The sequence below is a fragment of the Amycolatopsis sp. NPDC051102 genome (assembly GCF_040682815.1).
GTDB lineage: Bacteria > Actinomycetota > Actinomycetes > Mycobacteriales > Pseudonocardiaceae > Amycolatopsis.
In genome coordinates this window covers 160955-187092 of sequence record NZ_JBFBBT010000006.1, presented here as the reverse complement: position 1 = coordinate 187092, position 26138 = coordinate 160955, and the positions used below count along the sequence as shown (strand labels likewise).

The following is a 26138-nucleotide window of genomic DNA, read 5'->3' as shown; positions in this document are numbered from 1 at the left end:
ACCGGCCTGGGCGCGCTCATATTCAGCTAGTGAGGTCGACCGGATGGTGCTGAACCGCCTGCTCCGCGCGGGTGAGGGCAAGATGGTGAAGCGGCTGCGCAACATCGCCGATCACATCAACACCCTCGAAGACGACGTCAAGGACCTGACCGACGCCGAGCTGCGGGCCAAGACCGAGGAGTTCCGCAAGCGGAACGGCGACGGCGAATCCCTCGACGACCTGCTCCCGGAGGCCTTCGCGGTCGCCCGGGAGGCCGCCAAGCGGGTGCTGGGCCAGCGGCACTTCGACGTCCAGCTGATGGGCGGTGCGGCCCTGCACCTCGGCCAGGTCGCCGAGATGAAGACCGGCGAGGGCAAGACGCTCACCTGCGTCCTCCCCGCCTACCTCAACGCCATCCCCGGCAAGGGCGTCCACGTCGTCACGACGAACGACTACCTGGCCAAGCGTGACTCGGAGTGGATGGGCCGCATCCACCGCTTCCTCGGTCTCGAGGTCGGCGTCATCCTTTCGGAGCAGCAGCCGGACGTGCGGCGCTCGCAGTACAACGCCGACATCACCTACGGCACGAACAACGAGTTCGGCTTCGACTACCTGCGCGACAACATGGCGTGGAGCCTCGACGACTGCGTGCAGCGCGGGCACAACTACGCCATCGTCGACGAGGTGGACTCGATCCTCATCGACGAGGCCCGGACGCCGCTGATCATCTCCGGCCCGGCCGACCAGTCGTCGCGCTGGTACGTCGAGTTCGCCCGGCTCGCGCCGCTGATGCAGGGCATCGACACGACCACGATGGGGTCGCGCGAACGGGTCGAGAAGACGAACCTGATCAACTCGAAGTACCACTACGAGGTCGACCAGCGGAAGCGGACCGTCGCCGTCACCGAGAAGGGTGTCCGGTTCGTCGAGGACCAGCTCGGCATCGACAACCTGTACGAGGCCGCGAACACCCCGCTGGTCGGGTACCTGAACAACGCGCTGAAGGTCCAGGAGCTCTTCCACCGCGACAAGGACTACATCGTCCGCAACGGCGAAGTCATGATCGTCGACGAGTTCACCGGGCGCATCCTGCACGGCCGCCGCTACAACGAGGGCATGCACCAGGCGATCGAGGCCAAGGAAAAGGTCGAGATCAAGGCCGAGAACCAGACGCTGGCGACGATCACGCTGCAGAACTACTTCCGCCTCTACGAAAAGCTGTCCGGCATGACCGGTACGGCCGAGACCGAGGCCGCGGAGTTCCACCAGACCTACAAGCTGGGTGTGGTGCCGATCCCGACGAACCGGCCGATGGTCCGCGTGGACCAGGCGGACCTGATCTACAAGACCGAGCAGGCCAAGTTCGAGGCCGTCGCCGAGGACATCGCCGAGCGGCACGAGAAGGGCCAGCCGGTCCTGGTCGGCACGACGAGCGTCGAGAAGTCCGAGCACCTGTCGAAGCTGCTGGTGAAGCTGAGCGTCCCGCACGAGGTGCTGAACGCGAAGCACCACGACCGCGAGGCGCTGATCGTCGCCCGCGCGGGTCAGAAGGGCGCCGTCACGGTCGCCACGAACATGGCCGGCCGCGGTACCGACATCGTGCTGGGCGGCAACCCCGACCTGATCGCCGACCAGGTGTTGCGCGAGCGCGGCCTGGACCCGGTCGAGCACTCCGAGGAGTACGAGGCCGCGTGGCCCGAGGTCCTGGAGCAGGTCAAGGCGGAGTCCAAGGCCGAGGCCGAGGAGGTCCGCGAGGCGGGCGGCCTGTACGTGCTGGGCACCGAGCGGCACGAGTCGCGCCGCATCGACAACCAGCTCCGCGGTCGTTCCGGCCGCCAGGGCGACCCGGGCGAGTCCCGGTTCTACCTCTCGCTCGGTGACGAGCTCATGCGCCGCTTCAACGCGACGATGGTCGAGCGCGTGATGACGACCATGCGGCTGCCCGACGACGTGCCGATCGAGCACAAGATGGTCTCCAAGGCCATCAAGAGCGCGCAGACCCAGGTCGAGCAGATCAACATGGAGCAGCGCAAGGACGTCCTCAAGTACGACGAGGTCATGAACGAGCAGCGCAAGGTGATCTACGCCGAGCGCCACCGCGTCCTCGCCGGTGAGAACCTGCGCGACCAGATCGAGGGCATGCTCGAGGACGTCGTCAACGCCTATGTGGACGGCGCGACGGCCAACGGCTACGCCGAGGACTGGGACCACGAGAAGCTGTGGTCGGCGCTGAAGCAGCTCTACCCGGTCAGCATCGAGTGGGACGACCTGGTGGAGGACGGCGACCTCGACGCCCAGGGCCTGCGCGAAGCGCTGCTGCAGGACGCCCGCAACGCCTACGACAAGCGCGAAGCGGAGATCAACGCGCTGGTCGGCCCGGAGGGCATGCGGACCCTGGAGCACCAGGTGATGCTGACGGTCCTCGACCGCAAGTGGCGCGAGCACCTGTACGAGATGGACTACCTCAAGCAGGGCATCGGCATGCGGGCGCTGGCGCAGCGCGACCCGCTGATCGAGTACCAGCGCGAGGGCTTCGACATGTTCCGCGCGATGCTGGACTCGCTGAAGGAGGAGGCCGTCGGCTTCCTGTTCAACCTGCAGGTCGAGCGCGCCGAAGCACCGCCGGCCGAGGCCGCGTCGGCGCTGCCCACGGGCGTCCCGTCCGGCAACGGTCAGGCGGCGGAGGGCCGCCACGCGCGTCCGGCACCGCCGCAGCCGCCGACGACCGACACCGAGTCCGTCCCTGCCGCGCTGCGCGGCAAGGGTCTCGGCGGCGGCGGTCAGCCGTCGGGCGTGACGCTGTCCGGCCCGGGCGAGGACGGCGAAGTCGAATCCCACGCCGAGGGCGGCTCGCAGGCCGCGGGCGGTGGCGCCGGCGGTACCCGCCGGGACCGTCGCGCCGCGCAGCGTGACGCCGCGAAGAAGGGCAAGAAAGGCCCGCGTCGCTGACACGGGTACGAAATGGGGCGCGCGGCTGGTCCGCGCGCCCCGTTTTCGTGTGCGAGACATGATTGCCACGGCGAAATCGAAAAAATTTCGCGTCAAATGCTGTTCGGGCGCGTACCCGCCGCTTCTGCCGATTGGACCGCAGGTGGCAGCCGCGCCGATGTGGACGGTGGCGCGGGCGGGAACCGCGTCGCACCGATGTGGACGATGCGACGCGGTTTCTTCTCGCGGCGGTGAGCGGGCACTGCGGGCCTGCCTCACGCCGCCCGCCGGCTCGGGTTGCCCGGCTGCTGGGGCCTCAGCAGCGCGAAGCGTTCGCATCGCCAGCCCGTCGGCGTGCGGGTGAAGCGGGCCGCCAGTGCGAACGACCGGCCGTCCGCTTCCACGCGTGCGCACGCCTCGACCACGTCCGGTGCCGGAGTGCACGTGTGGACCGTCTGCGTCCGGTGATGTGGCCGTGGCAGGCGTGGCCCGCTGAGGCCGGCGTAGACCTCCGGCGCCACCAGCGCCCGGACCTGCGCCGCCGGGCGGCGGCCGTCGTAGGTCTCCAGCAGCATGTTCAGCAGGTGGCCCACCTCGCCCGCGTCGAGCTGCCTCGGCGCCGGCCACCGGCCGCCGCGGCGGTGCTCCCGCGGGACTCCCGGATCGTCCGTCCGACGAGGTACCTCGTAGTCGGCCAGTGTCCGCAACCGATGTTCCTCGATCATTTCCTCCCCTCCCTGACTCGGCATTTCGTCGTCTGCACCGCTTAGAGGCGCGACCGGCCGAAAAGGACACCGAAATCGCACGATCCGGGCCAGAACCGCCGAAGCTGTGGATTGCGGGCGGCCGATGCGGTACGTCGACCGGCGTTTGTTGCGCACTGCGAGACACCGCGTTGCCGCCACGGCTATGGTGTGCCGGGTGCTGAAAGGGCTATTGGTCGATTTCGCCGGAGTTCTCACCGATCCCGACGCAGGCCGGTTCTACGACTACCTGGCGGCCGCGCGCGAGCGAGGCGTCCGCACCGCGCTGCTGTCCAACGCCCCCGGGGCGTCGGACGAGGTCAAGAACACGATGTTCGACTATTTCGACGCGCTGGTGTTTTCCGGCGAGGTCGGCGTGGCCAAACCGGACCCGGCGGTCTACCTGATCGCGGCCGACCGGCTCGGCCTGCCCGCGGCGCGCTGCGCGTTCGTCGACGACTCCGCGACGAACATCCGCGGCGCCGTCCAGGCGGGCATGGTCGGGGTGCAGCACCGGTCGGTCGGCGAGACACTGGCGGAACTTGCAATGCTGTTCCCGGACGGGTGAGGGTCAGCGCGCGCGGCGAACCAGCTCGAACGACAGCACCGCGGCGGCGGCCGAGACGTTCAGCGACTCGGCGTCGCCTGGCATCGGGATCGACAGCCACTCCGTGACGAGCTCGCCGACCTCCGGCCCGACTCCGGCCGTCTCGCCGCCGAGGACGAACGCGGCGCGCTGCGGCAGGTCGACGTCGAACACCGTCGTCTTCGCCGACGCGCCCAGGGCGTAGACGCCGTAACCGGCTTCGGTGAGGAGTTCCGCGGCCTCCCGCGCCGACCCGCAGCGCAGCACCGGCGCGCGGAACGCCACCCCGGCCGACGCCTTGACGACCAGCGGGTCCAGCGCCGCGACGCCGCGCCGGGGCACGACCACGCCCTCCAGCCCGGCCGCGGTCGCCGTGCGCAGGATCATGCCGACGTTGGCCGGGGTGGTGATGCCGTCCAGCAGCAGCACCCGCGACGGCGGCCGCCGGTCGGCCAGCGCGGCGGAAAGCGCGCGCATTCGCGGCGCGACGACGTCGGCGAGCACGCCCTGGTCCTGCTTGCCGTTGCCGGCGAGCACCTTGACCCGGTGGGCGCTGGCGCGCTGCACCGGCACGCCGGCGGCCTTCGCCGCGCGCTGGATTTCGGTGGCGCCGGGGCCGCGGGCGGTGTCGGCGAGGATCACCTTGTCGACCCGCAGGCCGTCGTCCGCCAGCGCCTCGAGCACCGGCTTCCGGCCGTACACGGTCAAGAAGCGGTCCTTCGGCGAGATTGTCGACTCATCACCCACACCCCGCAGTCTCGCATCATGAAAGGATCGGCTTATGCCCGACCGCCTTTCCGCGCTGGACGCCTCGTTCCTCTACGTCGAGGACCACGCGACGCCGATGCACGTCGGCGGGGTGGCGATCTTCGAGCGGCCGCGGTCGGGGTTCGGCTACGCGCAGCTGGTCGACCTCATCGGCGGGCGCCTGGCGTACCTGCCGCGCTACCGGCAGCGGGTGCTGGAGGTGCCCGGCCACCTGGCGCGCCCGGTGTGGGTGGACGACGTCGACTTCGACCTCAACTACCACGTCCGGCGTTCGGCGCTGCCCCAGCCGGGCAGCGACGAGCAGCTGTTCGACCTGGTCGCGCGGCTGATGTCGCGGCGGCTGGCGCCCGAGCGGCCGCTCTGGGAGGCGTACTTCATCGAGGGCCTGGCCGGCGACCGGGTGGCGCTGGTGACCAAGACCCACCAGTCCGTTGTGGACGGTATCGGCACGATCGACCTCGGCCAGCTCATCCTCGACGCGACGCCGGCCGAGCCCGAGCCGTTCGAGGACATCTGGACCCCGCGCCGCGAGCCGAGCCGCGCCCAGCTGGTCATGGACGCGATCAGCGAGGGTGTCCAGCGGCCGGGCGAGGTGGTGGAGAACGTCCGGTCGGCAGCGAACGACGCGTTCGCGGCGGCGGGCAAGTTCGCCGAGACGGTCGGCGGCGTGGCGTCGACGCTGCGGACGCTGGTGAGCCCGGCGCCGCCCGGGCCGCTGAACGTCCGGGTGTCGGGCGGCCGCGTATTCGCGGTGGTGCGCACCCGGCTGGAGGACTTCCGCAAGATCCGCGCGGCGCACGGCGGCACGGTCAACGATGTCGTCCTCGCGGCCATCACCGGCGCGCTGCGCGAATGGCTGCTGTCCCGCGAGGAGCCGCTGACGCCGAACACGACGATCCGCGCGCTGGTCCCGCTGGCGGTGCGCGACGCCGAGACGGCGGAGTTCTCGACGCCGGCCCTGGTCGGCAACCAGGTGGCGGCGTACCTGGTGGACCTGCCGGTCGGCGAGCCGAACCCGGTCCTGCGGCTGCAGCACATCGGCCACGCGATGGCCGAGCACCTGGACTCGGGCCGCTCGGTGGCCGCGCGCGGGCTGCTCAAGGTCGGCGGGTTCGCCCCGGCTACCCTGCACTCCCTCGGCGCACGCGCGGCGGGGTCGCTGTCCGGGCGCATCTTCAACGTCATGGTGACCAACTCACCGGGCCCCCAGGTGCCGATGTACGCGGGAGAGGCCAGACTGGTCGAGATGTTCCCGGTGATGCCGTTGATGCGCACGCAGGCGCTGGCGATCGGGGTGACGTCCTACCACGGCGGCGTCTACTTCGGACTCAACGGCGACCGCAAGGCCGCGTTCGACGTGGATCTGGTGGCCGGGATGATCGAAGAGTCCCTGGAAGAGCTGAAGGGTGCGCACTGGTGAGGGTCTATCTGCCTGCGACCATCGCGATGCTTCGCGACCTCGAGTCGTCGGGGGAGTTCCGCGCCCGCAGCGGCACGGCGTTCGCGCTGACGCCGGCGTTGCGCGAGGCGTACGTGAGCGGTTCGGACGAGGAACTGGAGTACGCGGCCCTGCTGGACGCGGCCCGGGCATCGCTGCGCCTGATCGCGGCGGAGGAGAAGGGCGAGCCGCGCCGGGTGGTGATCTCGGCGGATGTCGAAGGCGTGACGCTGCGCCCGGACCTGGACGCCCCGGTGGTCCGCATCGGCGGCCCGATCCCGCTCTCGGCGGTGGCGGCGATCCACGTGGACGCCCCGGAAGCGGCGGACGCGGTGGCGGCGGCAGCAGCGGTGATCGACGCGGCCGACCTGGGCGACCCGGACGCGGAGTTCACGTTGGGCGACGCCGAGGACCACGAGCTGGCTTGGTATGCGCCGCAGGAACTGCCGTTCTTGCTGGAGCTGCTCTGAGTTGTCCACAGGGGTGGTTGCCTGTGGACAACGGGGGTTGAGCTGCGGTTTCCGTCGGGGGTGGGCGGTAGACTGGACTTGGGGACGCCCCCCGGGATGGGCGGGGGACTGTCTGGTTGGGCTGGGGGCTGGGCCGCCGCCCCAAAGACCGTGGGGCTCGTCAGGCCGTGAACCACTCCGGTCCCGGCGAGTCGTTTCGAGAGCTCGGGAGCCGGACTTGGCGGGTGAGTTCGCCCGAGTGCTCGACGAGCGGCAGCGTGCCTATCGAGCCAACCTGTGCGGCCAGTCCGCAGCGACCACCGTGCTCAGCGAATCTCTGATGCCCCTGCCACAAGTCACCAAGCCGGTGAACAGTGCTGCCGGGGGACTCTGTTTTGTTGGGCTGGGGCCGGGCCGCCGCCAAAGACCGGGGGGCTCGTCAGGCCGTGAACCACTCCGGTCCCGGCACCGGCCGTTCACACCGCCACCCGGTCGCCTCCGTCAGCTTCGTCGAATCGACGCGCTGTGACCGTCCCATCGGCTCCGCCAGCGGGATCCGTGAGACCAGCCACTTCGGCAGCGCTCGCGCTCGGCGCACCCCCGCCGCTGCCGCCATCGCCGCGCCCAGTTCGCCCTTGCGCACCGGCGGCGCCCCCACGTTGTAGACCCCCGTCGGTGCGTTCAATGCCGCCGCTGCTGCTGCCGCCGCGTCGGATGGGTGGATGGCCGTTGTCCAGTCCTTCCGGGCGCCCATGATCATCGGGGCTCCGCGGCGGGCTGCTGCCAGGAGGGCCGCCGTCATCGGGTCCGGGCCCACCAGCATGCCGATCCGGAGGCGGATCACCGTCCGGTCCGTCAGGGCCGCCACGTTCTCGTGCGCCGTTACCGAAGAGGCCGTCACCACGCCCGGGCGCAGGGGAGCGTCCTCCGTCAGCAGGGCCGCGCCGCCGTCGGCGTACACGAACGAGATGCCCTCCTGGACCACTGTCCGGACCTCTTCGACCTGGCGGACCGCCGCCGCCAGCGCCGCGCTCCCCGAGATGCGGACCTGGTCGTTCAACGCCCACGCCGCCTTGCTCGTCATCTTCCGGGGGATGCGCGTCGCCAGGTTCACCACCGCGTCGTGGCCGCGCAACGCCGTGACCAGCGAATCGACCGAGAACAGGTCGCCGGTCACCGGCTTCGCGCCCGTTGCCTGCACCGCCGGTACCCGTTCGGCTGACCTTGCCAGGCCGCTCACCTCGTGTCCCGCGGCCAGCAGCTTCGCCACCGCCGGCGCGCCCAGCACACCCGTCGCCCCGATCACCAGCACCCGCATGTTCGTCTCCTTCCGGTTGACCACCGGACGAGACAGCGGGCGGAAACGTGACTACCCCACTTCGCCCGGGGGCGGCGGCTGGACGTCGACCGGGGTGCCCCAGTCCGAATAACGCGTGGTGATGCGCGCTTCGGAGCCCGGCAGGATCGGTGAGAGGTCGAGGACGATCTGCAGCGGCCGGTGTGCGTCGTCGAGCCACAGCTCCACCGGGAACTTGCCGCCCACCCGGGCCGCCGCGTCCGCAGGGAGGCCAGCGGGCAAGTCGGTGCCCAGGCGGGCCAGGTCGAGGTCGACGCGGTAGTGCTCCGCCGGCACGTTGCCCAGCCGGCCGTGCTCGGCGGCGACGATCGTGCCCGCCGTCCGGATCTCGCCCAGCGTGTGGGCCGGGTCGTTCTGCGCGGTCAGCTGGGTGAGGTTGCCGCCGAGAACCTGGGAGAACGGGTCCGTTCCGTCCGCCGCCACCACGATCCACGGCTTTCCCGCGCCGACCTCGTCGCGCGAGCCCTCCGGCACCTTCGCGTACAGCTTCCCGGCCACCGCCCGCAGCTCCATCGGCTCGCCGATGAAGTCGGTCGTCATCACCTGGGCCGTGTCGCCGGCGCCGAAGCGCGCCTGACCGTGGCCCTTCGACCGGACCGAGCCGACGGCGACGTCCGTGGCGAACTTCGCCGAGCCGCCGCTTTTCGTCGCCGCCGTGGCGGCGTCGGCCAGTGTCCGCGCGTCCTCGAACGCCGGTGGGCGCGGCGGATCGGAACACGCGCCGGCGAGCAGGGCGAACAGCAGCACCACGGCGGCTTTGCGCATGGCGACAACGAAAACACAGCGGCTCCCCCGAACCCGTTCGGGGGAGCCGCCGCTACTCAACGTCGTCCGGTCAGCGACCGGCCTTCTTCATCAGCTCGCCGAGGTCGACGACCTGGTCGGCCGGCGGGGCCGCCACGTCGACCTGGGTGCCCCAGTCGCTGTACTTCATCGCGAACTTCGCGTCGCCCGCCGGCGCGCCCAGCGCCTGCATCAGCGGGGCCTGGTCCATGGTCACCTGCACCGGCAGGTTGTCCTTGTTCAGCCACAGCTCGGCCGGGATCTTGATGTCCTTGCCCTTGAGCATCTCGGTGAGCTTCTCGCGGGCCGCGGCCGGCACCTGGCCGGTGAACTGATCGACGGCCTTGGCGATGTCGAGCTCCACCTTGTAGTGGTTGACCTGCTCGCCGTTCAGCTCGGTCTGGTCGGACGAGATGATCCGGCCGGTCTTGGAGACCTGGTCGAGCATCTTGCCCGGGTCGCTCTGCTCCGCCGACTGCGACAGCGCGCCGCCGAGGGCCTGCGAGACGGGGTCCGTGCCGTCGGCCGAGATCTTGGCCCACGCCTTGTCGGTGCCCATCTGCTTGCGCTCTTCGGCGGGCAGCTTGATGTACATGACCTTGTCGACCATCCGCATCTCGGTGGTCTGCCCGGCCGCGGTGCTCGTCATGGAGAACTTGGTGTCCGCGCCGTCGAACGCCATCGCGCCGGTCGCGGTGATCGACTGGCCGGCGGCCGAGCCCTCCATGGAGAACTTCGCCGACTTGGACTTCTCGGTGCCCTGCTTCGACGCCGACGCCAGCTGGATCGCGTCGGTGAACGGGGACGCGAGGCCCTTGCTGCCGCCGTCGGACTGGGACTGGCCGCCCGCGGCGGCCGGCTGGGCGGTGCCGTTGGCGGAGTTGCCGCTGCACGCGGTCAGCGTGAGCACCAGTGCAGCGCCCGCGGCGACCAGGGTGGTCTTGCGCATTGAGTTCCCCTCGGAGTCGGATCTTCCGCTCGGCATATCGCCTGATCGGGTGATTGGTTACCGATGTGACGGTGACGATCGCCGATCGGTTCCCCGTTGCCTCAGGCGTCTGTGGCGCGAGTCACATCGTGGCCGCCGCGCGAGGCCAGCAGGCGCCGCAGCGACGCGAGCCGCTCGGCGCTCGCCGTGCCTTCGGTGACGACGTCGTCGAGCGCGCAGTCCGGGTCCTCGGGTGCGCCCAGGTGCCCGCAGCCCGACGGGCACTCCTCGGCGGCGGCGGCGAACTCCTCGAAGGCGTCCACGATGTCGTCCGCGGTGACGTGGGCGAGCCCGAACGAGCGCACCCCGGGCGTGTCGATGACCCAGCCGCCGTCCGGCAGCGGCAGCGCGACCGCCGCGACGGACGTGTGCCGTCCCTTGCCGACCGCGCTCACCACGCCGGTGGCCAGTTCGGCGTCCGGCACCAGGCGGTTGACCAGCGTGGACTTGCCGACGCCGGAGTGCCCGACCAGCGCCGTCACGCGGTCCTTCAGCATCTCGGCGAGGCCCTCGGGTGCTTCGTCGAACCGGGTCACGATCGCCGGGATGTCGAGGCCCGCGTAGCCGGCCAGGAGCTCGTCCGGGCTGGCCAGGTCGGCCTTCGTCAGGCACAGGACCGGCTCGACGCCGCCCGCGTAGCAGGCGACGATGCAGCGGTCGATGAAGCCGGTGCGCGGCGGTGGATCGGCCAGCGCGGTGACGATCAGCAGCCGCTCGGCGTTGGCCACGACCAGGCGTTCGAACGGGTCGGTGTCGTCGGCCGTGCGCAGCAGGGAGCTGGTGCGGTCGTCGACGCGGACGATCCGCGCGAGGGTGTCGGGCTTGCCGGAGACGTCCCCGACGATGCCGACCCGGTCGCCGACGACCACCGGGGTCCGGCCCATCTCGCGGGCCCGCATCGCCGTGATCACCCGGCCCGGATCGGCGTCGATCGCGCAGGTCCAGCGGCCGCGGTCCTTGCCGATGACCATCGCCGTGACGGCGTCGGCGTGCTCGGGACGGCGTTTGCTGCGGGGGCGGCTGCCCTTGCCCGGACGCACGCGGACATCGGACTCGTCCAGCTTGCTCCAGTCGTTGCGCGCCAAACCCGCCGTCCTCTCGTGCACCGGTGCCCACCCGAATGATCCCACGCCGCTCGCCACGGCCCTGGCCAGCGTGTAACGATGACTCATCCCGGCAAGAGGAGGCGCCATGTGCGGCCGCTACGCCGCCACGAAGGACCCGGCGAAGCTGATCGAGGAGTTCGACGCGATCGACCTCACCGAGGGGCACGCACGCGCCGACCACAACGTGGCGCCGACGAAGAACGTCGTGACGGTCGTGCAGCGGCACCCGCGTGACGAAGACGGCCAGGTCCTCGAGGACGAGCCCGCCGAGCGCTCGCTGCGGATGATGAAATGGGGCCTGGTGCCGTTCTGGGCCAAGGACCCGTCGGTCGGCTCGCGGATGATCAACACCCGGGCGGAGACGGCGGCCGAGAAGCCGGCCTTCCGCCGGGCGCTGGTGTCGCGCCGCTGCCTGGTGCCGGCCGACGGCTGGTTCGAGTGGCGCCGCACCGGTAAGGAGAAGGAGCCGTTCTACATGACGGAGCCGGACGGGTCGTCGATCGCGTTCGGCGGGATCTGGGAGAGCTGGCGGCCGAAGGACGACGACAACGCGTCGCCGCTGATCACGTTCTCGATCATCACGACGGACGCGACCGGGCAGCTCACCGACGTCCACCACCGGATGCCGCTGATCGTGCCCCGCTCGCACTGGGACGGCTGGCTGGACCCGGACCGCGAAGACGTCACCGACCTGCTGGTCCCGACGCCGGACGACATCGTGGCGTCGCTGGAGCTGCGGCCGATCTCGACGCGAGTGAACAACGTCCGCAACAACGGGCCCGAGCTGCTGGAGCGGGTCGACCCGGCGCACGAGGGCGCCCTGTTCGACGCGCCGAAGTCATGACGGCGATCCCGATCGACACCGCCTACGGCCCGGCGCGGGTCTACCTGCACTGCGCCGAGGAGGGCGAGGCGGTGCTGATGCTCGGCCACGGCGCGGGCGGCGGCCTCGGCGCGAAGGACCTGGTGGAGGTGACGCGCGCGGCCCAGGCGGCGGGCGTGCACGTGGCACTGGTGGAGCAGCCGTACCGGGTGGCGGGCCGCCGGGCACCGGCCCCGGCGAACCAGCTGGACACGGCCTGGCTGACGGTGGCGGACGACCTGTCGGAGCGCTTCGACGGCCTCCCCTTCGTGTTCGGCGGCCGCTCGTCGGGGGCTCGGGTGGCGTGCCGGACCGCTGCCGCCGGGCAGGCGGTCGCGGTGCTGTGCCTGGCGTTCCCGGAGCACCCACCGGGCAAGCCGGAGAAGACGCGCCAGCCGGAGCTGGACGCGGTCGAGGTGCCGGTGCTGGTGGTCCAGGGCGCGCGGGACCCGTTCGGCCGGCCGGCCGCGGGACCGCACCACGAGGTGGTCGTGGTGGACGGGGACCACAACCTGTCGGCGGACCTGGAGTCGGTGTCGCGCGCGGCGACGGAGTGGCTGTCGCGGGTGCTGCGGCCGTTGGCCTGAACTCGTTGGTCCGGCCAGGTGCTACCGGTGTCCGGCCGGAATTTCCGGAGACGGCCGAACGACGTTCCCGTTATGGACAGCGATGCGGAGCGGACCGCGCACGATGACCTCTGGCGGACCCTGCAAATCGTGAGCGAGTGGATCCGCGTCGCCGACACGAAGGCCGGGGCGACCTTGGCCATCGACGGCGCGGTGCTGGCCGTTGCGGCCTCCCGGCTGCGCGGGTCACCGGCACCCGGCGTGCTCGCTCTGGTCGCGTTGTCCGGGGCCGTCGTACTGGGTTCCGTCAGTGTGCTCTTGGCCATCTGGACGGTGATCCCGCGGGCGAAACGGCTGGGTATCGATTCGATCTGTCACTACGGGACCATCGCCGCCTTCCGGTCGGCTGCCGAATACCGGGCGAACGTCATGGAGATCCTTGCTACGCCCGACAGCCTGGCCGACAACCTCACCCGGCACATCTGGACCCTCTCGCGGGTGGCCGACCGCAAGTACCGCTGCGTGACCGGGGCGATCCGGCTTCTGGCCGGGGCGATGCTGGTCGGCGCGCTCGGGTTGCTCCTGCCCTGAACCCGCAGGTCAGGGGGCGATCGCCGCCACCACGGCCCCGGTCAGCCGGATCAGGTCAGCCGGGGCCAGCTCCACCTCCAGCCCCCGGCGGCCGGCCGAGCAGAACACCGTCTCGAACCCCTCCGCCGACGCGTCGATCACCACCGGCAGCCGGCTCCGGTGGCCCAGCGGTGAGATGCCGCCCAGCACGTACCCCGTCGCCCGCTGGGCCGCCGCCGGGTCCGCCATCTTCGCCTTCTTACCGCCCGCCGCGGCCGCCAGTGCCTTCAGGTCCAGCTGGCCCGTGACCGGCACCACCCCGACCACCAGGCGGCCGTCCACCTCCGCCACCAGCGTCTTGAACACCCGTGCGCGGTCCAGGCCCAGTGCTTCCACCGCCTCCAGGCCGTACGATTCCGCTCGCGGGTCGTGGTCGTACGCGTGCAGGTCGTGCGCCACTTTCTGCTTCGAGAGCAGAGCGGTCGCCGGGGTGCCCTTGCCAGCCATGGCGGGATTCTAGGGAATGCCCGATCCCCCCGATCGGTTGTACGGGGCGTGACCACAACGCTCGCCACCACACGCTCACGCAGCAGCCGCCGCCGTCCCGAGGCACCGGCGACCCGCGGCGTGCCCGGTCCCCGCGTAAACTCGGGTCCGCCGTATGCGCGCACGCGCATCGACGCCGAGCGGGAAGGGAACGGTTTGCCGAGCACGCAGAACTCAGCGCCGGAAGAAGCGACCGAGGCCGAGCGCGCCGAGCGCTTCGAGCGGGACGCGATGCCGCTGCTCGACCAGCTGTACTCGGCCGCGATGCGGATGACCCGCAACCCCGCCGATGCCGAGGACCTGGTCCAGGAGACCTACCTGAAGGCCTACGCCGCGTTCGCTTCCTTCAAGGCGGGGACGAACCTCAAGGCGTGGATGTACCGGATCCTGACCAACACCTACATCAACGGCTACCGCAAGCGGCAGCGGCAGCCCGTGCAGGCGCCCACCGAGGAGATCACCGACTGGCAGATCGCCAAGGCGGAGAGCCACACCTCCAGCGGGCTGCGGTCGGCCGAGGTCGAGGCGATGGACAACCTGCCCGACACCGACGTCAAGGCCGCCCTGCAGAAGCTGCCCGAGGAGTTCCGGCTGGCCGTCTACCTGGCCGACGTCGAGGGCTTCGCGTACAAGGAGATCGCCGAGATCATGGACACGCCCATCGGCACCGTGATGTCCCGCCTGCACCGCGGCCGCGCCCAGCTGCGCGACCTGCTCGCCGACGTCGCGCGCGAGCGCGGCTTCATCCGGGGTGCCCAGGAGGAGGTGGCGGGGCGATGAACGACATGTGCGAAGGCGCGTCCGACAAGGTCCGCTGCGAAGAGGCGCTCGCCGACATCTACCTGCTCCTCGACCGGGAGTGCAGCCCGGAGCGCGACGCCGCGCTGCGCGCCCACATCGAGGACTGCCCGCCGTGCCTCGAGGAGTACGGCATCGACGAGCACATCAAGCAGCTGCTGGCCCGCAAGTGCGGCGGCGACCACGCCCCGGCCGAGCTGAAGAGCCGGCTGCGCGCGTCGATCCGCCAGACCGTCGCCACCCGCGGCGGCGTCACCGTGGAACGCACCGAGATCACCCTCGAGCAGCGCTCCGAGTAGCGCGCCTGAGCACGACGAAGGCCCCCGCACCTCGGTGTGGGGGCCTTCGTCATGCCGACGCCGGGAATCAGGCGTTGGGCTTCTTGCCGTGGTTCGCGCCGTTCTTCTTCCGGTCGCGACGCTTGCGGGCGCGCTTCGACATGCTCACTCCTCGTCGTCAAAGGTTCCTGGTCAAGTGTGTCATGACGCTCCGCTCTGGTTGGATGGGGTGCGTGTCCACGCTCGCCGAACTGCTCGCCGACAACACCGGCCTCCCCGGTGAGGCGGCGGACCACCTCCAGACCGTCGTCGCCGAATGGCAGCTGCTGGCCGACCTCTCCTTCGCGGACTTCCTGCTCTGGGTCCCGGTCACCGAGGAACTGCAGCCGGACGGCGGTGACTTCGTCTGCGTCGCGCACGCGCGCCCGACGACGGCGCCGACCGCGCACCCCGAGGACGTCGTCGGCACGCGGTTCACCGTCGACGAGCACCCGCAGCTGGCGAAGGCCATGCGTGAGGTGCGGATCTGCCGCGAAGAGGACCCGCACTGGTACCGCGACCTGCCGATGCGGCGCGAGGCGATCCCGGTCCGGTTCCACGACCAGGTGATCGCCGTGATGAGCCGCGAGACGAACCTGGCCGCGCCGCGCGTGCCCTCGCCGTTGGAGATCGCGTACCTGGGCAGCGCCGGCGACCTGTGCCAGATGATCGTCGACGGCACGTTCCCGCCGAACGGCACCAACGCGACCGACACCCACACCTCGCCGCGGGTCGGCGACGGCCTGATCCGCCTCGACTCCAGCGGCACGGTCGTGTTCGCCAGCCCGAACGGGTTGTCCGCGTACCACCGGATGGGGCACGAGTCCGACCTGGTCGGGACGCGCTTGGCGCCGTTGACGCGGTCGCTGATCCGCGACCCGTTCGACGCGACCGAGGTGTCGCACCGGATCATCGAGGCGCTCGACGGGAAGCCGTCGAGCCGCACGGAGGCCGATTCGCGACGCGGCGCCGTCGTGCTGTTCCGCGCGCTGCCGCTGCGGCCGGCCGGCCAGGCGGCGGGTGCGCTGGTGCTGGTCCGCGACGTCACCGAGGTGAAGCGCCGCGACCGGGCGCTGCTGTCGAAGGACGCGACGATCCGGGAGATCCACCACCGGGTGAAGAACAACCTGCAGACGGTGGCGGCGCTGCTGCGGCTGCAGTCCCGGCGGACGACGTCGGAGGAGGCGCGGCTGGCGCTGGCGGAGTCGGTGCGTCGCGTGACGTCGATCGCGCTGGTGCACGAGGCGCTGTCGATTTCCGTGGACGAGCGCGTCGACCTCGACAAGCTGCTCGACAACGTGCTGCCGATGGTCGGCGAGGTGGCGACGGCGGAGTCGCAGGTCGGGCTGTCGCGGAAGGGCTCGTTCGGGGTGGTGGTCGCGGAGATCGCGACACCGCTGGTGATGGTGCTGGCCGAGCTGGTGCAGAACGCCATCGAGCACGCGTTCCCGGCGGGCCGCTCGGGCAAGGTCGAGCTGATCGTGGAGCGCTCGGCCCGCTGGCTGGACGTCGTGATCCGCGACAACGGGCGTGGCCTGCCGGCAGGGTTCTCGCTGGAGCGGTCGGACGGCCTGGGGTTGCAGATCGTGCGGACGCTGGTGGAGTCGGAGCTGCGGGGGTCGCTTTCGCTGCGGAAGGTGCGCGCGGAGACGTCGTCGACCCGGGCGACGGGGACGGAAGCCGCGTTGCGCATCCCGCTGTCGCGCCGGCTCTGACTCGTGTCGTCTCCCCAATCACGCGTGTCGTCTTCCTGATCACGCGAGTTGACTGCTCAATCACGCGTGTGCCGGTCGGCGGTGTGATCCGAAGGTCGACTCATGTGATTGAGAGGTCGACTCGCGTGATTGGAAGGTCGACACGTTGAAGGCCCGGCACCAGGTGCGTGGTGCCGGGCCGTTCGACGTTTCGTGAGGACTTGAAGTCCCTGTGAGGTTTCGCCGCACCCGTTGCCAGGTGGTTTCGCCTCGGTTGTTAAGCTCAGACCGGGTAGGTACCACCCCAGACGGCGTGGGCACGACAAATGCCCGCCGGGTGAATTTCCTGCTCGGCCTGGGTGAATCCGGAGAAACTTAGGCGTTGGTGCGCGTGCCGATGTGCGTACGGCGGCGCTTGAGCGCGCGTCGCTCGTCCTCGCTCATGCCGCCCCACACGCCCGCGTCCTGGCCGCTGGCCAGAGCCCAGGCCAGGCAGTCGGAAGCGACGGTGCAGCGGTGGCACACGGCCTTCGCCTGCGTAACCTGCGACAGAGCCGGACCGCTGGTTCCCACCGGGAAGAACAGCTCGGGGTCCTCGTCTCGGCAGGCCGCGTCGTGGCGCCAGTCCATGTTCGTGAGCTCCTTCATATGGCGCGGAAGGACCGCGCCACAGTCGTCATGGCGGTCGTTTTTGGGTGCTTGTGAATGCTTTCACGAAGCACCGCTTTCGACAAGGGTTTCTTGGAGATCGGTGAGTCAGGTCACCCGGCCGAGCGACCCCTCTGACCTGCGGTTTCTCTCCGAAACAGCCGACCGAAGGGAAGGCTGATGCGCTGAGTGGAGCTTCTGCGTCGACGAACGGCAGATGTCACTTTGCCGCAGGCGATCAGCGGTCCCGTCGTCACACGATTACCGACAGTGCATCCGGGACGCTGAAGAATTCCACTCTGGTCCGCTGGCCGACGAGGTCGCCGTCCACCTGGAAGTTTACCGGTTCAGCTGCGTCGATGCGGATCATCGGCACGTCGTCGTGACGCACGAGACGCCGGCCGCGCTGGTTGCTCTTCGTAGCCAAAGCTTGGCGTACATGCTTGAACACGGTGGGCAATCCCAGACCGTTCAGCGCGAACAAACCCAATCCCGTCTCGAACGAGCAACCCGGATTGAGGTGCACCGCGCGCTCGCCCAAATAGCTCCACGGATCGGTGTTCGACACGAAAGCGGTCAACGCTTCGGCGGGTTCCTCGCCCGGGATGCGGATCGTCAGGGCCGGCCGGCCCAGCGGCGGCCGGAAGTACGAGCGGACGGCGGCCCGCATGTACAGGCCGGCGGTCGTCTGCTTGCCGCGGCGCTTGGCGACCCGGCCGACGACGTCGGCGTCCCAGCCGAGGCCGGCGTTGAAGGTGAACCAGTGCCCGTCGGCCAGGCCGAGCCCGACCCGGCGCGAGCGGTCGTTCTCCAGCGCGTTGAGCAGCTGGTGGGTGGCCTCGAAGGAGTCCGCGGAGATGCCGAGGGCGCGGGCGAACACGTTGGCCGAGCCGCCGGGCACGACGCCCAGTGCGGGGATCGGCCCGAGTTCGGCGGGGTTGCCGCCCGCACGGGCGGCGGAGCCCCCGGCCCGGGGCGACGCCCCGGATGTCACGGCGTCGGCCAGCAGGCCGTTGACGACCTCGTTCACCGTGCCGTCGCCGCCGTGGGCCACGACCAGGTCGATCCCGTCCCGCGCGGCCGAGCGCGCGACGGCCCTCGCGTGGCCGCGGTAGTCCGTCTCGACCACGTCGAGCTTCACCTGGCTGGCCAACGCGTGCGCCAGCACGTCCCGGCCACCGGCGGTGGTCGAGGTGGCCTGGGGATTCACCACGAGGATTGCGCGCACCACCGCAGGGTAAGTGACTTCCGGCGGTCCGAGAACCTTCCGGCGCCGCATGGTGACGGGCGCAACCCCGGGGAACAGCACCTTCGTGACCCTGTGCCGGGCGGTCCTCCTTCACGGGCGAGTGTCCGCTCGTCGTGACAAGTGCACCCGGGCCGACCGCCCGCTCATCGACGACTCCTGAATTCTCAGCGCCCGGGCGGTCCCGCGAAAACGGCCGACCGGGTGGCATACGATCAAATCAGCTCACGCACGGTGACCCGCCCTGGTGGCGTCCGCTGTGCGCCCGCAAAGGACCTCGGAAGGCCGCCGCAGTGAAGCTTTCGCCCGCACCCCGCGAGGTCCGGCTGGCCGGTGCCGTCATCGCGGTGCCGTCGCTCGCCCTGCTGGTGTTCGGGGTGGTCGTGCTGGTGAACGGCCTGCGGTCGCCGGCCCAGCCGGGCAACAACGTCTTCGTCGAGTCGGGCACGTTCATCGTCGTCGCGCTGGCGTTCCTGGCCGCGTCGGCCGGGCTGGTCCTGGGGCAGACGTGGGCGCGCTCGCCCGGGGTGGTGATCGCGCTGATCGTGATCGGGCTCGGCTGGTACCTGCTGGGCCCGTCCGGCGAGCCGCTGTGGGGCGTGCCGGTCGCGGTGCTGGGCATCGCGGCGCTGGCCCTGCTCTTCCGGCGCCCGTCGCGCGCCTGGGCCCTGGATCTGCGCGAAGGCGAGACCGAGACGGAGGCCGCCGAGCGCGGCGGGCTCGCCGGCCGTCGCGCCGAGCGCGAGGGCCACGAAGGGGACTAAGCCTGGGCGGCCAGGGCCTTCAGAGGTGCGTCGGTGAGGCGGTTGACCGTCCACTCGTCCATCGGGACCGCGCCGAGGGCCTTGTAGAACTCCGTGGCCGGGTTCCAGTCCAGCACCGACCACTCGAGCCGCGCGTAGCCGTTCGCGACGCACTCGGCGGCCAGCGCCGCCAGCAGCGCCTTGCCCAGCCCGGAACCGCGGTGGGACGACCGGACGTACAGGTCCTCCAGGTAGATGCCGTGCACGCCGCGCCAGGTCGAGAAGTTGAGGAACCAGACCGCGAAGCCGACGACCTCGCCGTCCACTTCGGCCACGTGCCCGAACAGCTTCGGCGACTCCCCGAACAGCGCCTCGTGCAGCTGCGACGGCGTCAGGTGGCACTCGTCCGGCGCGCGCTCGTACTCCGCCAGGTCGTGCGCCAGGCGGACGGCCGCCTCGACGTCGTCGGGCCGGATGCGGCGGATGCGGTCGTCGGGCACGTCAGTCCTCCGCGGGCAGCAGGTTGAGGTGTTCGATCTGGGGTTCGCCGCGCTCGTCGCCGAGGACCGCGATGCCGGCCGCGTCCAGTCCGAAGTGGACACCGGCGGTCGCGGGCAGGCCGATCCAGCGCGCGACCAGGACCCGGCTGAAGTGCCCGTGGCCCACCAGGATCACGTCGCCGGTTTCGCAGGCGCTCCGGGCGCGCTCCAGCACGCGGTCCGCGCGGGCCGAAACGTCCGAAGCGCTTTCGCCGCCGGGGCTCGGGTGCGTCCAGACCGTCCACCCCGGCACGGTTTCGCGGATCTTCGGCGTGGTGATGCCTTCGTAGTCGCCGTAGTCCCACTCGGCCAGGTCTTCGGTGACGTCGTCGACGCGCAGCCCGGCCAGCGCCGCCGTGCGCAGCGCCCGGGCGCGCGGGCTCGAGAGCACCAGTGAGGGACCGCCCACCAGGCTGCGGAGGGTGCCGCCGGCGGCACGCGCCTGGCCTTCGCCCGCCGGCGTCAGCGGGATGTCCGTGCGGCCGGTGTGCCGCCCGTTCAGCGACCATTCGGTCTGCCCGTGCCGGAGGAGGAAGAGACGGTTGGTCACGGGCCCGAATATATCCGGCGGTTTGCGCGGCGGCTGGCCGTCTGCTTAGCTACTGAACGGTAGCTTAGTTCGAGGAGACCCCCATGTCCGAGACGCCGACGTTCGCGCTGTGGCACAAGCTGGCCGGGAAGCCGGGCGGGAAACAGCTGTTCAGCGCCGCGATGTGCGTACGGGTGCCGTACTTCCGCACGGTGCTGCCCTCGGTGCGCGAGCTGCGTCCGGGGCGCTGCGAGGTGACCGCCCCGAAGTGGTGGGGTGTTTACAACCACATCCGTACCTTCCACGCGATCGCCGCCTGCAACCTCGCCGAAATCGCGATGGGCATGCTCGCCGAAGCCACCGTCCCCACGACGCACCGCTGGCTGCCGAAGGGGATGAACGTCCAGTACGTCGCGAAGGCGGAGACGGGCCTGCGCGCGGTGGCGGCCCTGCCCGAGCTGCCGGAGTTCGGCGCCGACGGCTTCGACCTCGAAGTCCCGGTGACCATTTCGGACGCGAACGGCAAGCCGGTGGTCACCGGGACGATCACCATCTGGGTGACGCCGAAGAAGCGCTAGAGCTGCTTGTACTGCACGTACGTCGTCTGGTGGAACTCGGCAGGCGACGGCAGGCCCAGCTGCCGGTCGACGAGCTTGCCGAGCGGGCCGCAGCCCTGCGTCGCCGGGAGCGCGAGACCGGGGTCCACGACACCGAAGTGGAAGGTCGGCGGGTTCCGGGAGAGCACCGTCGGCGGCACCGCCGGGTCGTCGTGGACGACGGTGTGCAGCGGCGCGGCCGCCGTGCCGATGCTGCATTCCCCGCGCAGCAACGGGTGCCGCAGCACGGCGTAGACGTCGAGCTCGCCGCGGCGCGCGTCGTTGCTCCGGAAGTCCGAATAGCCGCCGTAGCGCAGCTGCAGCGTGGTGCCGGCCAGGCCGGGCACCCGGACCGGTTCGTGCCGCAGCGCGCCGAACGCCTGCGCGTACTGGCCGTTCACCCGCCCTTCGCTGAACGTCAGCCGCATCTCCCCGAGGGGGATTTCCCGGCCGTCGATGGTCAGCTTTCCCTGCGAGACGAAGGCTTCGCAGCGCCAGGTGCCCGGGTCGGCGTTCGCGGGCGGCGCCGGGCAGTCGGTGAAGTCGAACGCCGGCAGCTCGTCGGCCGACGCGGTCCCGGCTGTCAGTGCCGATGCGGCGATCGCGGCCGCCCCCAGTGCGAGAAGTTTCATGGCGGTGAGCCTGCCCACGTTGCGGCGCCGGGACATCCGGGATCGTCCCCAGGGGAGACCCGAGTTTCGTCAGGGGCCGAGCCGGGCCAGCGCGTCGACGAACCCGTCGCCGGCGTCGGCGAAGAACTCGGCGTCCGCGGCTTCGACGTCCTTCAGCGCCTTCGCGACCAGCTCCAGACCGGCCGGGGTGACTTCGAGGCGCTTCGCGCGGGCGTCGGCCGGGTCGTCGGCGCGGGCCAGCAGGCCGCGATCGGCGAGCTTGCGGACGACCTGGCTGGTCATCATCGCGTCGGTGCCGGCCTGGTCGGCGAGCTGGCGTTGGGTGGGTGGCTCGCCCGAGCGGGTGAGCCACCACGTCGTCGTCAGCAGCACGAACTGGACGTGCGTGAGGTCGTGCGGGCCCAGCGCGGCCCGCATCGCCCGCTGCCAGGCCAGCGTCACGCGCCACAGCAGGAAGCCGGGGCTGCGCTCCGGGCCGGGCAGGCGGGACTCGGGCACGCTCATACCCGTGAGGATGCCTCAGCGAGCCTGGCCAGCGCGCGCATGGCGTCCGGGGTGTCTTCCGTGACCTGCGGGCCGAATCCCTCCGGGCCGTCGATGGTGACGCGGTAGGTGATCCGCGTGCCGCCCTCGACGTCGGTCAGCAGGTGCTCGAACCGCAGGTGCGCGTCCGGCAGGACGGTCTCGTCGGTGAAGCTCCGGCCCTCGGTGACCTCGGTGAGGGTGAACGGGATCGGCGGCATGCCGTCCATCGTCATCGTGCCGCTGGTTCCGACGGCGAAGGGACCGTCGATGACCACGGACCGGACGCCCGCGTCCCACTCCGGCCAGCGGCCGGTGTCGGCCCAGAGCGGCCAGATCGCGGCGGCGGGGGCGGTGGACGTCTCGCTGTGCTCGTACTCGTAAAGTGCCATGCGAGCAGACTATATGCGCGCTTACTAAAAGCGCAAGCGGCCTGGTGGCCGTGGCGGTGGTCAGTTCGCCGAGCGCAGCTTGTCGTAGTAGGCGACGCAGTCCGCGTACACCGGGAGCAGGCCCTGGTCGACGGCTTCGGCGAGGGTGGGCGCCGTGCGGTCCTTCTCGGACAGGACCGGCTCGATGTCCGTGGGCCAGGGCAGGCCCAGCGCCGGGTCGAGCGGCGTGATGCCGTGCTCGCCGGCCGGGTTGTACGGCTCCGAGCAGAAGTACGACATCACGGTGTCGTCCTCGAGGGCGACGAAGCCGTGGCCGAGGCCTTCCGCGAGGTACATGGCGCGGAACTCGCGCGAGTCGAGCACGACCGCGTCCCACCGGCCGAAGGTCGGCGATCCGACGCGGAGGTCGACGACGACGTCGAGCAGCGAACCCCGCGGGCAGTAGATGTACTTGGCCTGCCCGGGCGGGGTGTCGGCGAAGTGGATGCCGCGGATCGTGCCGCGCCGGGACACGCTGTGGTTCGCCTGGCCGAGCCGCAGCGGGTGACCGGCCGCCGCACGGAAGACGTCGTCCTGGAACGGGGCGACGAACAGGCCCCGGTCGTCGGGGAACGCCCGGGGGGAGAACTCGTAGGCGTCCGGGACGCGCAGCCGGCGGAATTGCATGGCGTCACCTTATCGGGCGCCTTACAAAACCGGACGGACGTCTTGGGAATTGCCGGGAAAAGGGCGCCGGTGTGACATCAACCGCACCGAGGGGTCACCCGCGGCACGGGACCTGTCACAATGACGGGACCGCCGCGTCCGCGGCCATCGCCAGACCCACGGCACCGATGGCCGACGTGACGCCTCGCCGACAGGCCGGCGCTACCGCGCTGGGCTGCCGTGCCGGGATGAGGCTCATTCGGATCAGCTCGGCGCCACGGTCGTGACGATCATGGCCAAGCCGCCGGCTTGCGCCGGGCGACGTCTGAATGAGCCTCACTTCACCACGGTTTCCCCCTGTGGACCGTGGTCCCAGCCCGCATGCCCAGGAGAAATTCCAGTGACACACGTCCGAACCGCGAGTTCCGTCATTCCCACTGGACGAATGACGGAAACGACGACAGGAAACCCCATGACCGACCCCACCGGCACTGTCGCGCCGGTCACCGACGAAGAGATCTTCACCGGGCACGAGGGCGGCAAGCTCTCGGTGGCGGCCACCCGCCCCATTTCCAGCCCGCGTGACCTTTCGATCGCGTACACCCCGGGTGTGGCGAAGGTGAGCCGCGCGATCGCCGAGGACGCGGCCAAGGCCAAGCGCTACACGTGGGCGGACCGGCTGGTCGTCGTGGTCAGCGACGGGACCGCGGTGCTCGGCCTCGGTGACATCGGCGCGAGCGCGTCGCTGCCGGTCATGGAGGGCAAGTCGGTGCTCTTCAAGACCTTCGGCGGGCTCGACTCGATCCCGCTGGTGCTGGACACCACCGACGTCGACGAGATCGTCGAGACGCTGGTGCGGCTGCGGCCGTCGTTCGGGGCGGTCAACCTGGAGGACGTCTCCGCGCCGCGGTGCTTCGAGCTGGAGGACAAGCTCAAGGAGGCGCTGGACTGCCCGGTCATGCACGACGACCAGCACGGCACGGCGATCGTGACGCTGGCCGCCCTGCGCGGCGCCAACCTGGTCCTCGACCGGGCGATCGCCGACCAGCGCGTGGTCGTCTCGGGCGCCGGCGCGGCCGGGGTGGCCTGCGCGAAGATCCTCCAGGAAGCCGGCATCGGCGACGTCACGGTGCTCGACTCCCGCGGCATCATCCACGCCGGCCGCGACGGCCTGAACCCGGTCAAGGAGCGGCTGGCCGCGACGACGAACAAGGCGGGCCTGCGCGGCGGCCTGGCGGAGGCGCTGGAGGGCGCCGACGTGTTCCTCGGCCTGTCCGGCGCGACGATCGACGAGTCGCTGCTGGGCCGGATGGCGGGCGGCGGCATCGTGTTCGCACTGTCCAACCCGGACCCGGAAGTCCACCCGGCCGCGGCCGCGCGGTACGCGTCGATCGTGGCGACCGGGCGGAGTGACTTCCCGAACCAGATCAACAACGTGCTGGCGTTCCCGGGCGTCTTCCGCGGCGCGCTCGACTCGGGCGCCCGGGCGATCACGGAGAACATGAAGCTGGCGGCGGCCGAGGCGATCGTCTCGGTGGCGATGGACGACCTGGGCCCGGACCGGATCGTCCCGTCGCCGCTCGACCCGCGCGTGGCCCCGGAGGTCGCGGCGGCGGTGGCGAAGGCCGCGGAAGCGGACGGCGTCACGGACTGACTGCCCTGCCGCAGCTTGTCGTGAGTGTTTAGACGAGTTCTAACTCGTCTAAACACTCACGAGGGCCGCGGCAGACTCAGAAGCCGAGCAGTTCGGTGAGGCGGTGGCGGGGGACGTCGACCAGGCGCAGGTCGGTGAGGTCTTCCGGGACGTCCAGCGAGACGTTCGCCAGCCGGGCGTGGGCGCGGGTCAGGACCTCGTCCTGGTGCTCCACCGCGTCCGCGACCACCACCGCGTGGCGATTGTCCGGCGTGCTCCGCAGGTACCGCAGCGCGTACTTCCCCCGGACGAGTGACGCGAGCGCCTCCTGGGACGCCTGGTCCGCCAGGTCCGGGTGCGCGTTGGGGACCAGCAGCGCCAGCCGCCGGGCGTTCGTGCCCAGCAGCGTCCGCAGCAGCCACGGGCCCGGGTCGGCCGAGAGGTCCATCGCGACCGCGTCGCTCTCGGGGCCGGAGATCGACCAGTCCACCGGCCGCGACTCCAGCGCGAGCCCGCCGGCCGTCGCGATCTCCTTGAGCTTCTCCAGCAACGCCGGTTTCGTCCCGGCTGCCTCCACCGACTGCGGCCCGTGCGTGTAGATCGCCTTGCCGCTGCGCATCTTCTTGGCCTTCGCCGTCGGCTGGCAGACGTACAGGTCCGCCGCGCTGCCGATCGCCTGCGCCCCGAAGTACCGGTTGAATCCCGGCAGGATCGCCTCGAACGTCAGCCCCAGCGTGGCCAGCGACCGCTGCACCTGCGCGCCCAGCGCCGGGTGGCGCGGGCTGTAGCCGTAGGCCAGCAGCAGCCGTCCTTCGCTCGGCTCCCGCAGCGCCTGGACACCGCGCGCGGCGAACAACCCCATGCCTTCGGGCGTGTACGGCGGGTCGCTGAAGACGAGGTCGAAACCGCCGCTCAACGCCGGCGGCAGCCCGACGCGCAGGTCCGCGTGCACCGTCCGGATCTCGCGGCCGCCCCGGTCGTCGAGGTAGGCGAGCACGCGCTCGTCCAGGTCGAGGACCGTGAGCGACGCCGACGGGCAGACCGCCCGCACGGCCAGTGACGTCAGGTCGTGGTCGCCGAGGAACAGCAGCCGCGTCGAGGCCAGGTCGTACTGCGCGTCGAGCCAGAGCGCGCGGCGCAGCACGGTCTCCGGCGTGGCCTGCACGTGGTCGAGCGCGGCCAGCGGCGACGGCACCTCGGCCACCCACTCGGCGATCTTCGGCAGCAGCTCGTGCGTCGCGACGGCTTCGTCGAGCGGGTCGGCGAAGCGGGGCGCGTGGTACTGCAGGTACGACGCCGCGACGCCCGGGGAGATCCGCAGGCGGTCGCCGCTGCGGTCCAGGTCGTCACCGAGGGCGGCGAGGACGGCCTCGACGCTGCGCCGCGGAGCCGTCGACAGCCGGACCAGCTCGCCGAGGTCGTGGTCGCCGGTGCGCAGCAGGTCGAGGACGCGGTACAGCGGGCGGACGCCGACGCCGTGCGCGGCGAGGACGTCGTCGAGGGCGTTCACGGACTCAAAGCGTAGTCACCACGT

Annotated in this window: 29 protein-coding genes; 13 read left to right on the top strand and 16 right to left on the bottom strand. The window is 71.0% G+C overall.

Annotated features, from left to right (window positions below):
• Positions 1-43 precede the first annotated feature (43 nt).
• Positions 44-2929 (top strand): preprotein translocase subunit SecA, encoded by a 2886-nt coding sequence (gene secA / locus AB0M93_RS19920; RefSeq protein ID WP_364275451.1) that lies wholly within the window; start codon positions 44-46, stop codon positions 2927-2929.
• 254 nt (positions 2930-3183) lie between these two features.
• Here secA and AB0M93_RS19915 read toward each other — a convergent pair whose 3' ends face one another.
• Entirely contained in the window at positions 3184-3633 is a 450-nt protein-coding gene (locus AB0M93_RS19915) for an Rv3235 family protein (RefSeq protein WP_364275449.1), read from the bottom strand.
• 211 nt (positions 3634-3844) lie between these two features.
• Between AB0M93_RS19915 and AB0M93_RS19910 the strand changes: the two genes are divergently transcribed.
• Positions 3845-4219: an HAD-IA family hydrolase gene (locus AB0M93_RS19910; RefSeq protein ID WP_364275798.1), complete on the top strand. Its 375-nt coding sequence runs from the start codon at positions 3845-3847 to the stop codon at positions 4217-4219.
• A gap of 3 nt (positions 4220-4222) precedes the next feature.
• Here the strand turns inward: AB0M93_RS19910 and AB0M93_RS19905 are convergent, their stop codons facing one another.
• The gene (locus AB0M93_RS19905) at positions 4223-4984 is read right to left on the bottom strand and encodes an RNA methyltransferase (protein WP_364275447.1); all 762 of its coding nucleotides are present in this window, start codon (positions 4982-4984) and stop codon (positions 4223-4225) included.
• A 34-nt stretch (positions 4985-5018) separates the two neighbouring features.
• Here AB0M93_RS19905 and AB0M93_RS19900 point away from each other — a divergent pair, with 34 nt between their 5' ends.
• Positions 5019-6425, top strand: a complete 1407-nt coding sequence (locus AB0M93_RS19900) for a wax ester/triacylglycerol synthase family O-acyltransferase (RefSeq protein ID WP_364275445.1) — start codon at positions 5019-5021, stop codon at positions 6423-6425.
• Positions 6422-6913 carry a hypothetical protein gene (locus tag AB0M93_RS19895; protein ID WP_364275443.1) on the top strand — a complete coding sequence of 164 codons (492 nt, stop codon included), beginning with the start codon at positions 6422-6424 and terminating at the stop codon, positions 6911-6913. Before AB0M93_RS19900 ends, AB0M93_RS19895 begins: the two co-directional genes overlap by 4 nt.
• 418 nt (positions 6914-7331) lie before the next feature.
• Here the strand turns inward: AB0M93_RS19895 and AB0M93_RS19890 are convergent, their stop codons facing one another.
• The 4 genes from AB0M93_RS19890 to rsgA all read right to left on the bottom strand — a co-directional run bounded on the left by AB0M93_RS19890 (position 7332) and on the right by rsgA (position 11105).
• Positions 7332-8210, bottom strand: a complete 879-nt coding sequence (locus AB0M93_RS19890) for an NAD(P)-dependent oxidoreductase (RefSeq protein WP_364275441.1) — start codon at positions 8208-8210, stop codon at positions 7332-7334.
• Positions 8211-8261: 51 nt separating this feature from the next.
• The gene (locus AB0M93_RS19885; RefSeq protein ID WP_364275439.1) at positions 8262-9014 is read right to left on the bottom strand and encodes a hypothetical protein; all 753 of its coding nucleotides are present in this window, start codon (positions 9012-9014) and stop codon (positions 8262-8264) included.
• 70 nt (positions 9015-9084) lie between these two features.
• Positions 9085-9981 carry a hypothetical protein gene (locus AB0M93_RS19880; RefSeq protein ID WP_364275437.1) on the bottom strand — a complete coding sequence of 299 codons (897 nt, stop codon included), beginning with the start codon at positions 9979-9981 and terminating at the stop codon, positions 9085-9087.
• A 101-nt stretch (positions 9982-10082) separates the two neighbouring features.
• Positions 10083-11105, bottom strand: coding sequence for a ribosome small subunit-dependent GTPase A (gene rsgA / locus AB0M93_RS19875; protein WP_364275796.1), 1023 nt, complete (start codon positions 11103-11105; stop codon positions 10083-10085).
• A gap of 106 nt (positions 11106-11211) precedes the next feature.
• On the opposite strand from rsgA, the gene AB0M93_RS19870 reads away from it, so the two are divergent.
• From AB0M93_RS19870 to AB0M93_RS19860, 3 genes are all read left to right on the top strand, one after another.
• Positions 11212-11970 carry an SOS response-associated peptidase gene (locus AB0M93_RS19870; protein WP_364275434.1) on the top strand — a complete coding sequence of 253 codons (759 nt, stop codon included), beginning with the start codon at positions 11212-11214 and terminating at the stop codon, positions 11968-11970.
• Entirely contained in the window at positions 11967-12575 is a 609-nt protein-coding gene (locus AB0M93_RS19865; RefSeq protein ID WP_364275432.1) for an alpha/beta family hydrolase, read from the top strand. The genes AB0M93_RS19870 and AB0M93_RS19865 overlap by 4 nt, the downstream gene beginning before the upstream one ends.
• A 129-nt stretch (positions 12576-12704) precedes the next feature.
• A complete protein-coding gene (locus AB0M93_RS19860; protein WP_364275430.1) occupies positions 12705-13145 on the top strand; it encodes a Pycsar system effector family protein in 441 nt (146 codons plus the stop codon).
• Positions 13146-13154: 9 nt separating this feature from the next.
• Here the strand turns inward: AB0M93_RS19860 and ybaK are convergent, their stop codons facing one another.
• Positions 13155-13631 (bottom strand): Cys-tRNA(Pro) deacylase, encoded by a 477-nt coding sequence (gene ybaK / locus AB0M93_RS19855; protein WP_364275428.1) that lies wholly within the window; start codon positions 13629-13631, stop codon positions 13155-13157.
• 195 nt (positions 13632-13826) lie between these two features.
• Between ybaK and AB0M93_RS19850 the strand changes: the two genes are divergently transcribed.
• From AB0M93_RS19850 to AB0M93_RS19840, 3 genes are all read left to right on the top strand, one after another.
• Positions 13827-14450: a sigma-70 family RNA polymerase sigma factor gene (locus AB0M93_RS19850; protein ID WP_364275426.1), complete on the top strand. Its 624-nt coding sequence runs from the start codon at positions 13827-13829 to the stop codon at positions 14448-14450.
• Positions 14447-14767, top strand: coding sequence for a mycothiol system anti-sigma-R factor (rsrA, locus tag AB0M93_RS19845; RefSeq protein ID WP_003059781.1), 321 nt, complete (start codon positions 14447-14449; stop codon positions 14765-14767). The genes AB0M93_RS19850 and rsrA overlap by 4 nt, the downstream gene beginning before the upstream one ends.
• Positions 14768-14979: 212 nt before the next feature.
• Positions 14980-16500 (top strand): histidine kinase N-terminal domain-containing protein, encoded by a 1521-nt coding sequence (locus AB0M93_RS19840; protein ID WP_364275424.1) that lies wholly within the window; start codon positions 14980-14982, stop codon positions 16498-16500.
• A gap of 354 nt (positions 16501-16854) precedes the next feature.
• Here AB0M93_RS19840 and AB0M93_RS19835 read toward each other — a convergent pair whose 3' ends face one another.
• Together AB0M93_RS19835 and AB0M93_RS19830 are read right to left on the bottom strand one after the other, a co-directional pair.
• Entirely contained in the window at positions 16855-17109 is a 255-nt protein-coding gene (locus AB0M93_RS19835) for a WhiB family transcriptional regulator (protein WP_003059797.1), read from the bottom strand.
• Between the two features lie 271 nt (positions 17110-17380).
• Complete coding sequence (locus AB0M93_RS19830) at positions 17381-18355, bottom strand: diacylglycerol kinase family protein (RefSeq protein ID WP_364275422.1); 975 nt, start codon at positions 18353-18355, stop codon at positions 17381-17383.
• Between the two features lie 311 nt (positions 18356-18666).
• Between AB0M93_RS19830 and AB0M93_RS19825 the strand changes: the two genes are divergently transcribed.
• On the top strand, positions 18667-19137 hold the full coding sequence (locus AB0M93_RS19825; RefSeq protein WP_364275420.1) for a hypothetical protein: 471 nt from the start codon (positions 18667-18669) through the stop codon (positions 19135-19137).
• Here the strand turns inward: AB0M93_RS19825 and AB0M93_RS19820 are convergent.
• Together AB0M93_RS19820 and AB0M93_RS19815 are read right to left on the bottom strand one after the other, a co-directional pair.
• On the bottom strand, positions 19134-19616 hold the full coding sequence (locus tag AB0M93_RS19820) for a GNAT family N-acetyltransferase (protein ID WP_364275418.1): 483 nt from the start codon (positions 19614-19616) through the stop codon (positions 19134-19136). The two genes, AB0M93_RS19825 and AB0M93_RS19820, sit on opposite strands and share 4 nt — an antisense overlap.
• Before the next feature lies 1 nt (position 19617).
• Positions 19618-20205 carry an acid phosphatase gene (locus AB0M93_RS19815; protein WP_364275416.1) on the bottom strand — a complete coding sequence of 196 codons (588 nt, stop codon included), beginning with the start codon at positions 20203-20205 and terminating at the stop codon, positions 19618-19620.
• Between the two features lie 83 nt (positions 20206-20288).
• Between AB0M93_RS19815 and AB0M93_RS19810 the strand changes: the two genes are divergently transcribed.
• Positions 20289-20762 (top strand): hotdog fold domain-containing protein, encoded by a 474-nt coding sequence (locus tag AB0M93_RS19810; RefSeq protein WP_364275414.1) that lies wholly within the window; start codon positions 20289-20291, stop codon positions 20760-20762.
• Here the strand turns inward: AB0M93_RS19810 and AB0M93_RS19805 are convergent.
• The 4 genes from AB0M93_RS19805 to rfbC form a co-directional block, all read right to left on the bottom strand.
• A complete protein-coding gene (locus AB0M93_RS19805; protein WP_364275412.1) occupies positions 20759-21412 on the bottom strand; it encodes a hypothetical protein in 654 nt (217 codons plus the stop codon). The genes AB0M93_RS19810 and AB0M93_RS19805 overlap by 4 nt on opposite strands.
• 69 nt (positions 21413-21481) lie before the next feature.
• The gene (locus AB0M93_RS19800) at positions 21482-21916 is read right to left on the bottom strand and encodes a MarR family transcriptional regulator (RefSeq protein ID WP_364275410.1); all 435 of its coding nucleotides are present in this window, start codon (positions 21914-21916) and stop codon (positions 21482-21484) included.
• Positions 21913-22326 carry an SRPBCC family protein gene (locus tag AB0M93_RS19795; protein ID WP_364275408.1) on the bottom strand — a complete coding sequence of 138 codons (414 nt, stop codon included), beginning with the start codon at positions 22324-22326 and terminating at the stop codon, positions 21913-21915. The genes AB0M93_RS19800 and AB0M93_RS19795 overlap by 4 nt, the downstream gene beginning before the upstream one ends.
• A 60-nt stretch (positions 22327-22386) precedes the next feature.
• Entirely contained in the window at positions 22387-22992 is a 606-nt protein-coding gene (gene rfbC, locus AB0M93_RS19790) for a dTDP-4-dehydrorhamnose 3,5-epimerase (protein WP_364275406.1), read from the bottom strand.
• 451 nt (positions 22993-23443) lie between these two features.
• Here rfbC and AB0M93_RS19785 point away from each other — a divergent pair, with 451 nt between their 5' ends.
• A complete protein-coding gene (locus tag AB0M93_RS19785) occupies positions 23444-24625 on the top strand; it encodes an NADP-dependent malic enzyme (protein WP_364275404.1) in 1182 nt (393 codons plus the stop codon).
• 76 nt (positions 24626-24701) lie between these two features.
• Here the strand turns inward: AB0M93_RS19785 and AB0M93_RS19780 are convergent, their stop codons facing one another.
• Positions 24702-26114, bottom strand: coding sequence for a bis-aminopropyl spermidine synthase family protein (locus tag AB0M93_RS19780; RefSeq protein WP_364275402.1), 1413 nt, complete (start codon positions 26112-26114; stop codon positions 24702-24704).
• Positions 26115-26138 lie beyond the last annotated feature (24 nt).

Coding starts and splice junctions, on each gene's coding strand:
- AB0M93_RS19915 (WP_364275449.1), bottom strand. CDS start 3,633: ATGATCGAGGAACATCGGTTGCGGACACTGGCCGACTACGAGGTACCT.
- AB0M93_RS19810 (WP_364275414.1), top strand. CDS start 20,289: ATGTCCGAGACGCCGACGTTCGCGCTGTGGCACAAGCTGGCCGGGAAG.
- rsrA (WP_003059781.1), top strand. CDS start 14,447: ATGAACGACATGTGCGAAGGCGCGTCCGACAAGGTCCGCTGCGAAGAG.
- AB0M93_RS19870 (WP_364275434.1), top strand. CDS start 11,212: ATGTGCGGCCGCTACGCCGCCACGAAGGACCCGGCGAAGCTGATCGAG.
- AB0M93_RS19885 (WP_364275439.1), bottom strand. CDS start 9,014: ATGCGCAAAGCCGCCGTGGTGCTGCTGTTCGCCCTGCTCGCCGGCGCG.
- AB0M93_RS19865 (WP_364275432.1), top strand. CDS start 11,967: ATGACGGCGATCCCGATCGACACCGCCTACGGCCCGGCGCGGGTCTAC.
- AB0M93_RS19900 (WP_364275445.1), top strand. CDS start 5,019: ATGCCCGACCGCCTTTCCGCGCTGGACGCCTCGTTCCTCTACGTCGAG.
- AB0M93_RS19835 (WP_003059797.1), bottom strand. CDS start 17,109: ATGGACTGGCGCCACGACGCGGCCTGCCGAGACGAGGACCCCGAGCTG.
- AB0M93_RS19795 (WP_364275408.1), bottom strand. CDS start 22,326: ATGGCACTTTACGAGTACGAGCACAGCGAGACGTCCACCGCCCCCGCC.
- AB0M93_RS19805 (WP_364275412.1), bottom strand. CDS start 21,412: ATGAAACTTCTCGCACTGGGGGCGGCCGCGATCGCCGCATCGGCACTG.
- secA (WP_364275451.1), top strand. CDS start 44: ATGGTGCTGAACCGCCTGCTCCGCGCGGGTGAGGGCAAGATGGTGAAG.
- ybaK (WP_364275428.1), bottom strand. CDS start 13,631: ATGGCTGGCAAGGGCACCCCGGCGACCGCTCTGCTCTCGAAGCAGAAA.
- AB0M93_RS19890 (WP_364275441.1), bottom strand. CDS start 8,210: ATGCGGGTGCTGGTGATCGGGGCGACGGGTGTGCTGGGCGCGCCGGCG.
- AB0M93_RS19800 (WP_364275410.1), bottom strand. CDS start 21,916: ATGAGCGTGCCCGAGTCCCGCCTGCCCGGCCCGGAGCGCAGCCCCGGC.
- rfbC (WP_364275406.1), bottom strand. CDS start 22,992: ATGCAATTCCGCCGGCTGCGCGTCCCGGACGCCTACGAGTTCTCCCCC.
- AB0M93_RS19785 (WP_364275404.1), top strand. CDS start 23,444: ATGACCGACCCCACCGGCACTGTCGCGCCGGTCACCGACGAAGAGATC.
- AB0M93_RS19880 (WP_364275437.1), bottom strand. CDS start 9,981: ATGCGCAAGACCACCCTGGTCGCCGCGGGCGCTGCACTGGTGCTCACG.